The following is an 8,535-nucleotide window of genomic DNA, read 5'->3' as shown; positions in this document are numbered from 1 at the left end:
GATCTACCCGTTCTTCAGCGAGATCGTCGCGGCGGGACATTCGTACGCCTATCCCGAGGATCTCTCCCTCGAGCAGGCTCGTGGACTGTGGATGGAAGCTCCTCCGGGGCGCACCGTCGTCGCCGTGGATGGTTCGACCGTTCTCGGCAGCGCCAAGATGGGCCCCAATCGCCCCGGGCGAGGAGCTCATGTCGCGACGGCCAGTTTCATGGTCCATCCGGCGCACTCCGGCCGTGGTGTCGGTCGCGCCCTTGGCGAGCACGTCGTCGACTGGGCGCGTGGCGCCGGGTACCGAAGCATCCAGTTCAACGCGGTGGTCGAGACCAACGAGGTGGCCGTGCGACTGTGGCGCTCGCTGGGCTTCCACGTGCTGGCCACCGTCCCGGAAGCGTTCGACCATCCGGAGCACGGTCTGGTCGGGCTGCATGTGATGTTCCTGGATCTGAAGGTGCGGCCCTCCGCAGGGCCGTCACGCCGGTCCGCGCGGTGACGTTGATCTGCGCCGGAATGTAACCGGCCTCATCCGCCTTCGGGTTCCGGCGTGCGGCACACGGCGTGTGTGCCGCCGCCGACGCGTGAACGGAAGGAGGGGCCGCTCGTCCGAGCGGCCCCTCCGACGGCCCGCCGACGAGCGGCTAGGCTTCAGGTTGGCAGTTCATCCGTGCTCTGCTGTGGCGGGCGCGGCCTCGGGAGGGTGTTCCAGCACCCTCTCGGGGGCCCGTCCGAACCGGACGGCGCCTACTCGCAGAAGACGCGCACGCGGGCATCGGGCTGGTCGACCTCCACGGTCATCTCGTCGAGGTGCTCCACGAGCGCCTCGAGCTGTTCGGGCTTGAGCTGCGTCAGGTCGAGCGGCACGCCCGACTTCATCAGTTCGGCGTTGGCCTTGCCCAGCGCCTGCGGCGGGATCAGGGCGGCCAGCCGCACGCCGGCCCGCAGCAACTGCAGCGGCACCCGCACGTTGACCCGCGTCGGCTCGTCGTCCTCGATGGCGTCCACCACCACTCGCAGGTACTTCGCCTTGCCCTTCGGCCGGGCGTCGGGACCCGGCGCCGCCGCCGGCTGGTCCCGTTCGAGCGCGGCGATGAGCTGCTCCGCCTCCTCCGCGCTGATCTTGCCCTCGGCAAGCATGTCGAGGATGTCCTTGCGTTGTTCGTTCATCGGAACCTCTCCTATCGGATGGATACGAGCACAGCCGTACGGCCCTGCTCGAGGTCGAACCGGGTGCCGGGCAACGCGGAGACGAGGCGCCAGCCGGACGCGAGCGCCCGCACCACGCTGACGTGGTACACGAGGCAGGCCACGGCCCCCACCAGTACGGCGAGGACCACGACCGGGGAGAACACGAGCACCACGGGGAGCACAGGGACCCAGATCCGGACGGGACGACCCTCCGGGCGCCTGATCCGTACGGTCAGCGACTGCGGCATCACGATCGGCCCTCCAATTCGGCCAGCGCCTGCTTTGCGGTGATCTCGCCGCGCCGCAGCCGATCGACGATGTCGGCCCGTGACGGCGCCGGATCGGTCTCGACGAACTCGAGCATCCGCGTGATCCGGTTCAGCCGTGACTTGATCGTCGGGTAGCTCACCCCGAAGATCCGCTCCATCTCCTTGATGGAGCCGTGGCACCGTACGAACGCCGTGACGAAGACCTGATCCTCGACGTTGAGCTGAGCCAGTTGCGGCAGCTCGAACTCGCCCTCGATCGCGACGCCGCTGCCTGCCAGGCGCACCCGCTCGACGACGAACGGCTGGCCCCGGGTCAGGTTCGTGAGTTCCTGCCAGTCCATCGCCTGCTCTGTCATACGTTAAGTTCTACGCCGACAATCCTCAATTATCAATATGTCGATCTTAACTTTCTTGAAGCCTGCACCTCTGCGAGTCCACTTCAGTGCGGATCATCCATTTTTGGGGTATTTGTCCGAATGGGTGCCGATCAAAGAGGACGAATGCTTCCGATGACCGATGTGCTCGTCGTGGGCGCCGGTCCCACCGGTCTGCTGGCCGCCGGTGACCTGGCCGCCGCCGATGTCTCCTGCACGGTGCTGGAGAGGCGCAAGGGCGAGTCGAACCTCAGCAGGGCGGCCGGCGTGCACGCTCGCACTCTGGAGGAGCTCGACGCCCGAGGGCTGGCGGACGAGCTTGTGGAATCGGGCCTGCCCGTCGACAAGCTGGTCGTGTTCGGGCGCGCGAGACTCGACCTGTCCGGGCTGCCGACCAGGTTTCCGTACATGCTGGCCGTGCCGCAGTACCGGACCGAGGCGCTGCTCGAGAGCCGGGCTCGGCGGCTCGGCGTCCGGATCGTGCCCGGCGCGGAGGTGGTCGGGCTGCGGCAGGACGCCGACGGGGTCGATCTGGACGTGCGCACGCGGGAGGGGGAGACCCGCACGTACCGGGCCCGCTACGTCGTCGCGGCCGACGGCGTGCACAGCAGGGTGCGGGAGCTTCTCGGCCTGTCCTTCCCGGGCCGCTCCGCCGTCCGTTCGGTCATGCTGTGCGACGTGCGACTGGCGGATCCGCCACCCGACCTGCTGATGGCGGACGCCGTCGAGGACGGCTTCGCCTTCGTGCTGCCGTTCGGCGACGGCTGGTACCGGGTGATCGTCTGGGATCGACGGAACCCCCTGCCGGACACGGCCCCCGTCGAACTCGGCGAGATCCGCGACGTCACCCGGCGGGTGCTCGGCACCGACTTCGGCATGCACGACCCCCGCTGGATCTCCCGGTTCAGCAGCGACGAACGTCAGGTGCCGCACTACCGGGCCGGCAGGGTGTTCCTCGCGGGCGACGCCGCGCACGTCCACTCCCCGGCCGGCGGCCTCGGCATGAACACGGGCCTGCAGGACGGGGCCAATCTCGGCTGGAAGCTCGCCGCCGTCATCAGGAACGGGGCGCCGGCGAGCCTGCTGGACACCTATGACGCCGAACGCCGCCCTGCGGGCAGGAAGGCGCTGCGCATCAGCGGCATGCTGCTGCAGGCCGCCCTCGCCAGGCCGCGCACGCCCGGCGCCGTCCGCCGCGCGGCCCTTCGCCTGGCGCCGCGGATGCCCCCGCTGGCCCGCCGGATGGCCAGATCGCTCTCCGGCATCGGCCTCGCCTACCCGGCGCCACGTGGCTCCCACCCCCTCACCGGCAGGCGCGCTCCCGACATACCACTGGCCGGCCCCGGCCGCCCGACCCTCTACCAGGCGCTGCGCACGAGACGCCTGGTCCTGGTCACGCCTCCGGACGTCTGGCTGCCCGTCTCGCTCATCGCGGCGTGGCGTGATCGCGTCGATGTGGCCGCCGCGGGCGGCAGGACGAGCCGACTGGTGCTGGTCCGGCCCGACGGATACGTCGCCTGGGCGGCCGACTGCGCCGATCCCGGCGTGCCCACGGACGAACTCCGGGCGGCGCTGGCCGCGTGGTGCGGACCGCCGCTGGCAGCCGTCCCCCTGTAGGACCATCAGGGGTCGGGAACAGCGGTGTCCGAGCCCGCCTTCCGCGGGACGACCGGCGGAGCGGGACGTCGCAGCGGCGGGCCCCGTCTCTGATCGCGGCGACCGGCCGTCAGGCGAAGAACGCCAGAGCGCGCTCGGCGACGGCCGGGGCGGCCTTCCGTTCTGACGGGGCGAAGTGATCGAGGCCGTCCAGGGTCTCGAGTACGGCGTGGGGAAGGGTGTCGTGTAGCGCGGCGGCCTCCTCCGGGCGCACGCGCGACCGGCCGCCGCGCAGGAGCAGCACGGGGGCGGCGACGTCGGCGAAGTCGCCGATCCTGCCCTGCTGGGCGGCGATCTGCTCGTGCTCGGCCAGGTTGCTCTCCAGCAGCGGCCGCATCCGCTGCCAGGCCGGCCCGCGGAACACCAGGCGCAGCACCGTCCGCAGGTACCAGTGCGGCATCTTGGCCATGAAGGGCGGCGCGCCGCCCGAACCGCGGATGAAGTGGACCATCGCTCCGTAGGGATCGCGGGCGGCCAGCCTTTCCCGGTACGGGTCCATCCACGTGGTGGGGACGGGGGCGTACGGCACTCCGGGCTCGTACACCGCGACCCGGTCGAACAGCGGGAACGCGCGCGCGGCCGCCAGGACGACGAGCCCGCCATAGCTGTGCCCGAACGCCAGTCGCGCACCGGTCTCCGCCTGGACGGCGAGGAGGTCCTCCACCTCCTTCTCCAGCGAGTACCCCGGTCCCTGAGGGCCGCTGTCGCCGCGTCCCCGCCGGTCGACGACGTGCACCGTGAACGAGCGGGCCAGCGTGGAGGCCAGGGGAAGGTAGTCGTCCGAGGTCCGCAGCGTGCCGCCGAGCACGATCAGAGCCGGTCCGGAGCCCGTCGTCCGATAGCCGATCGGCGTGCCGTCCGCCGAGTGGACCGTTCGCGGCCGTGACGGCGGGGCCGAGACGTTCTCGCTCATCGGCCCGCCTCCTGCTCCAGCCGGTCGAACGTCGACAGCAGCCGCGCGGTGTGCTCGGCGTACTCGTCGTACGGCACGCCGCTGCGCGCGACGAGCCCGGCCAGCCGGTCTTCGAGGCTCTGCTGGATGGTGGCGACCAGCCGCTTCCCCTCGTCGGTGAGGCTCAGCCGCCGGCGGTTGCCGCCCACCGGATCCGGCTGGACGTCGAGAAGCCCGTCGGAGGCGAGGACGGCGGTCATGCGGCTCACCGACGGCTCGGTCACGCCGAGGTACTCGGCGAGGGTCCGCTGCGTCGAGGCCCCCAGTTCTCCCACCATGGTCAGCGCCACGAAGCGGCTGTACGACACGTTGTGCTCCGTCCGGAGGATCCGGTCGGCCGCCCGGTCGAGCCGCGCGGTGAGCACGTGCAGGTTCAGACTCAGGTTGCGTTCCATGGGACTAACTTAACATCCTAAGTTAGCCGGGACAAGTTACTGGCGACGCGGAACCGGATCATGGACGGGCGACCGCATGCCCCTCGCGCGTGCAAGCGGCCGCAAAGTCCACAGACGTGTTCGGCCTGCTGCGGGTCAGATCCTCCAAGGTCAGCGGGCACGCTTGCCTCAAAGCGTCTGGACGCGCCCGGTGGACGCGGCTGAGGATCGAGGTATGGCCGTCCGGCGCATGCCGCTGAATAAGTCCTCTTTTCTGGCAATCGCCATTTCTCACCGTTATCCCGGCGCGCGTACGGAGGATTTCCGGCCGTGAAGGAACCAGGGGAAAACGCCTGGTGGCCTGCCTGTCCAGCCCTATTCGGGCACGCGACGGGCACAAGGAGGGACAATGCACCGGAAAACCAGACAGCTGGCTCTGGCGGCCGTCGTCGCCTCGACGCTGACGGCCGGCGGCGCCGCGCTGCTGAGCGGTTCCGCGCTCGCGCAGGCCGGACCGGCCGTGCCGGGGCTCGCCCTCCAGGAGACGTACTCCGGCGGCACGGTGGAGGAGACGGCGTTCCCGTCGTCACTCCGGCAGTTCTCCGAGACGTTCAGCCCGTACGGCCGGCTGCCGGGCTTCTCGCCGCGTGGCGCGTCGTTCGAGAGCGAGGCGTTCACGCCGGGCGACCTGCCCGCGGCGGCGGGCGAGCAGCAGCAGCGCATCGCCGAGATGGCCAGCAGCGCCCAGCAGAGCATCAGCGAGGCGGCCGCGGAGGCGCAGCAGCGGATCGCGGAGATGGCGCGGGACGCGCAGGACCGGATCGCGAGCGAGGCCCGGCAGCAGTCGGCGCAGGGGGAGTCCGGGTCGGCGTCCGGCGAAGCGGGCTCGTCGTCCGAATCGAGCGAGTCGGGCTCGTCGTCGGCCTCCGGCGAGTCGAGTTCCGGCGCGTCGGCTGCGAATGAGTCGGGTTCCAACGCGTCGGCCGCGGACGAGTCGGGCTCGTCGGACTCGGGTTCCAGCGCGTCGGGTTCGAGCGCGTCAGATCTGTCGGACTCGGGATTCTCGGCGATTTCCGGGTAGTGCGGGCGGCCAGGCGGATCACCGCCGGCGACCCTCTCGGCCTCGCACCATCCACCCGGTGCGGGGCCGTCCGCGTGCCGCCATCCGCGTGCCGCCGACGGCACGCCTGCCGGTCGGCTGGCACCGGTGCCCGGCGCCCCGCCGCCTGGGGCGTCTCTCCTGTGCGCCGGTCGCACCTCACCCGTCGTACTCGCGAATGCGCGCGGCGTCCTCACCTCGGGCGATGGCACGTGAACGAGCGCCGGCCTCGATATGTCTGTGAGCTGCCGGGAAACCAATACCTGGCGGTTAGGTAATCGATGTCCCCGCTGACCAGGCGTAACGTGCTTTTCCGCAGACTGGATAGGTGTGGGATGTCTCATCGGGATGTAGACCCGGTTTGCTCGGTCACGGCGATGCTTGCACCATGGGCGTGGCTTACCTGGAAGAATTGGCGTGACCGCTAGGGTGAATACTTCAATGCGGCTAACCGGATCGAGAGTAAGACGACACCGCGCCAGCCGGGGGGATCGGCGCGAGCGGAGGCGTGATGGCTCGCAGGTCAACCGTCCAGCAGGATCCGCGGATCGCTGGCGACCCCGAGTCGTACCCTCTGGAAGACCTTGATCAGGTGAGTGCCGCACGGGGAGTCCCCTCCCGGCGCGGCGGCTGGAGCGGCGGCGGGGGCCGCTGGCTCGTCTGGGCCGGCCGCGCGATCCTCTGGGCGCTGATCATCGTGATCGTCGTGAACGGCGTCCGGGCGCCCATCGAGCGGATGACGGCGACCGACCAGGCGTCCCAGGCGCCCACCGAGCCGACCGGATCCATCTTCCCCGTCACCCAGGCCGCCGCCTTCGCCAACCAGTTCGCCGCCGTCTACCTGAACTACGACGCAGCGAACCCGCAGCAGAGGGCCGAGCGGCTCAAGGCGTTCCTGCCCGATGGGGCCGACGACCAGTTCGGCTGGAACGGCTACGGCCGGATGTCGGCGGGGGCCTTCCAGTTCGCGGGGATCAACGTGATCGACGTCCACAGCGCCCGCGTCACCGTGACGTACCAGTCCGGCGGGAGCCGCGGCCTGCTGTCCGTCCCGGTCTACTACGACAGCGGGAAGTTCGTCGTGTCGGCGCAGCCGGCCCTGCTGCCCGCCCCGGGCCCGGCCGGTCTGCCCCAGCTGGCCGATCCCGACCGCGACTCGGCCACCGAGGCGGAGCTGCGCCCCCAGCTGGAGGGCTTCTTCAAGGCGTACGCGGCGGGCAACCAGGTGGACCTCCAGCGGTACGTCGCCAACGGCGTGACCGTCGACGGCTTCAACGGGGAGTTCACGCTCGCGGAGCTCAAGGACGTCGTCGTGCCGCCCGGAGACGCCGACAGCAGGGAGGTCACCGCCGTCGTGGTGTGGGCCGTGAGCTCGGGCGACGTGGCCGCCGTGGCCACCCCGTCGGCCGACCCGGTGTCGCAGCCGGCCGGGCTGGAGCAGGCCTACCAGCTCACGATGGAAAAGCAGGGCGGCAAGTGGTTCGTCAGGGACGTGCAGGGTGCGAATCGGTCCGTGGGGTAGCGCATGCCCGATCATGACATCGCTGATCCATACCCCCGGGAGGGCGAGAGTTGATTCTGAAGACCGTTGTGGACCACGTCCTTGATCTGGCCACGCCGTCGTCGCCCGCGCCGACGACCGGCATCAACACCGAGGGCCTGGCGGACTTCCTGCGCCGGTTCTTCGCCCCGCTCTTCCTTGCCGTCGTCTCCGTCGTGGCCATCTTCTTCCTCTTCACCCGCGAGATCACCAGGTTCGTGCAGTTCATCATCCTGGCCATCGCGATCGGCGTGATCTTCTACGTTCCCAACATCATCGAGGTGACGGCGAGGGCCATCGCGGGCGCGCTCGGGATCAAGTGATCGGGCGGAGAGGAGGTCGGGGTGGATCTGCCCACATATACGAATATCTGGCGAATTGAGAAGCGGCTCTACAAGCTGTACGACCTACGGCTGCCCATGCCGCTTCCAGTCGTCTGGATCGGTGTGTTCGTGGGCGTGCTCGTCCCGTGGTGCTTCTTCCTCTACCTGATCGGGCTGCCGCTCGAAGCGCCGTGGCACGTCGTCTACCTCGTCCCTCCGGGCGTCCTCACCTGGCTGTCCACCCGGCCCGTCATCGAGAGCAAGCGCCTCACCGAGCTCCTGCAGTCGCAGGTGCGCTACATGACCGAGCCGCGCACCTGGTGCCGGATGGCGCCGTCCGGCGAGCCCGACGAGATCACCGTCGTCGCCCGGGTCTGGCGGGCCGCCCCCCTCGCCGAGGGCGAGGGTGTCCGCGTGCCGCGCAAGGCCCGGCGGAAGGCCGCGTCGAAGGCCGGGCAGGTGCGCATCACGCCGGGAACCGCGCCCGTGCGGGGCAGGCGTGCCGGCAAGCAGCCCCGCTTCCCTGAACGGGCGCTGCCCAGCCGCCTGGCGTCCCCCGCCGAGGCCGAGTCGGTCGCGGAGAGCCCGTCCCGGGTGGTCCGTCCCGTCGTGGCCGCCGCGGCGGCCGCCGCCGCGCCCGTCGCCGACAGCACGGTGCCGGGTGCCACGACCTCCCGGGGTACGGCCACGGCGGCCGGCGAACGCGTCTTCTCCCTGGCAGAGCCGGCGGCGGGCCCGCCCCGCGGCGGCTCGACCGGGTCCGGAC

At 70.6% G+C, this 8,535-nt stretch carries 11 protein-coding genes; 6 read left to right on the top strand and 5 right to left on the bottom strand.

Annotation, left to right across the window (positions count from 1 at the left end; translation table 11 throughout):
- Positions 1–490: GNAT family N-acetyltransferase (locus MPTA5024_RS35285; protein ID WP_036332317.1), on the top strand; the 490-nt coding region annotated here is incomplete at its 5' end.
- A gap of 248 nt (positions 491–738) precedes the next feature.
- Here MPTA5024_RS35285 and MPTA5024_RS35280 read toward each other — a convergent pair.
- Genes MPTA5024_RS35280 through MPTA5024_RS35270 form a run of 3 tightly spaced genes read right to left on the bottom strand, consistent with a single transcriptional unit; the run spans position 739 to position 1,807 of the window.
- A complete protein-coding gene (locus MPTA5024_RS35280) occupies positions 739–1,161 on the bottom strand; it encodes an SHOCT-like domain-containing protein (RefSeq protein WP_036332314.1) in 423 nt (140 codons plus the stop codon).
- Between the two features lie 11 nt (positions 1,162–1,172).
- On the bottom strand, positions 1,173–1,433 hold the full coding sequence (locus MPTA5024_RS35275) for a hypothetical protein (RefSeq protein WP_084370258.1): 261 nt from the start codon (positions 1,431–1,433) through the stop codon (positions 1,173–1,175).
- On the bottom strand, positions 1,430–1,807 hold the full coding sequence (locus MPTA5024_RS35270) for a DUF2089 domain-containing protein (RefSeq protein ID WP_198167588.1): 378 nt from the start codon (positions 1,805–1,807) through the stop codon (positions 1,430–1,432). The genes MPTA5024_RS35275 and MPTA5024_RS35270 overlap by 4 nt, the downstream gene beginning before the upstream one ends.
- A gap of 144 nt (positions 1,808–1,951) precedes the next feature.
- Here MPTA5024_RS35270 and MPTA5024_RS35265 point away from each other — a divergent pair, with 144 nt between their 5' ends.
- Positions 1,952–3,442 carry an FAD-dependent oxidoreductase gene (locus MPTA5024_RS35265; protein WP_036332312.1) on the top strand — a complete coding sequence of 497 codons (1,491 nt, stop codon included), beginning with the start codon at positions 1,952–1,954 and terminating at the stop codon, positions 3,440–3,442.
- Between the two features lie 109 nt (positions 3,443–3,551).
- Here the strand turns inward: MPTA5024_RS35265 and MPTA5024_RS35260 are convergent, their stop codons facing one another.
- Complete coding sequence (locus MPTA5024_RS35260) at positions 3,552–4,394, bottom strand: alpha/beta fold hydrolase (RefSeq protein ID WP_036332310.1); 843 nt, start codon at positions 4,392–4,394, stop codon at positions 3,552–3,554.
- Positions 4,391–4,828: a MarR family winged helix-turn-helix transcriptional regulator gene (locus MPTA5024_RS35255; RefSeq protein ID WP_036332308.1), complete on the bottom strand. Its 438-nt coding sequence runs from the start codon at positions 4,826–4,828 to the stop codon at positions 4,391–4,393. Before MPTA5024_RS35255 ends, MPTA5024_RS35260 begins: the two co-directional genes overlap by 4 nt.
- A gap of 388 nt (positions 4,829–5,216) precedes the next feature.
- Here MPTA5024_RS35255 and MPTA5024_RS35250 point away from each other — a divergent pair, with 388 nt between their 5' ends.
- The 4 genes from MPTA5024_RS35250 to MPTA5024_RS35235 all read left to right on the top strand — a co-directional run.
- Positions 5,217–5,888 carry a hypothetical protein gene (locus MPTA5024_RS35250; RefSeq protein ID WP_036332307.1) on the top strand — a complete coding sequence of 224 codons (672 nt, stop codon included), beginning with the start codon at positions 5,217–5,219 and terminating at the stop codon, positions 5,886–5,888.
- Between the two features lie 610 nt (positions 5,889–6,498).
- Positions 6,499–7,428, top strand: coding sequence for a conjugal transfer protein (locus MPTA5024_RS35245; RefSeq protein WP_232326782.1), 930 nt, complete (start codon positions 6,499–6,501; stop codon positions 7,426–7,428).
- Between the two features lie 68 nt (positions 7,429–7,496).
- The gene (locus tag MPTA5024_RS35240) at positions 7,497–7,769 is read left to right on the top strand and encodes a hypothetical protein (RefSeq protein WP_198167625.1); all 273 of its coding nucleotides are present in this window, start codon (positions 7,497–7,499) and stop codon (positions 7,767–7,769) included.
- Positions 7,770–7,790: 21 nt separating this feature from the next.
- A partial coding sequence (locus MPTA5024_RS35235) for a conjugal transfer protein (protein ID WP_198167587.1) occupies positions 7,791–8,535 on the top strand: 745 nt, incomplete at its 3' end.

Origin of the sequence: Microbispora sp. ATCC PTA-5024 (assembly GCF_000511135.2) — a bacterium.
GTDB classification, from domain to species: domain Bacteria; phylum Actinomycetota; class Actinomycetes; order Streptosporangiales; family Streptosporangiaceae; genus Microbispora; species Microbispora corallina.
This window is presented reverse-complemented; position numbering and strand designations above follow the sequence as displayed.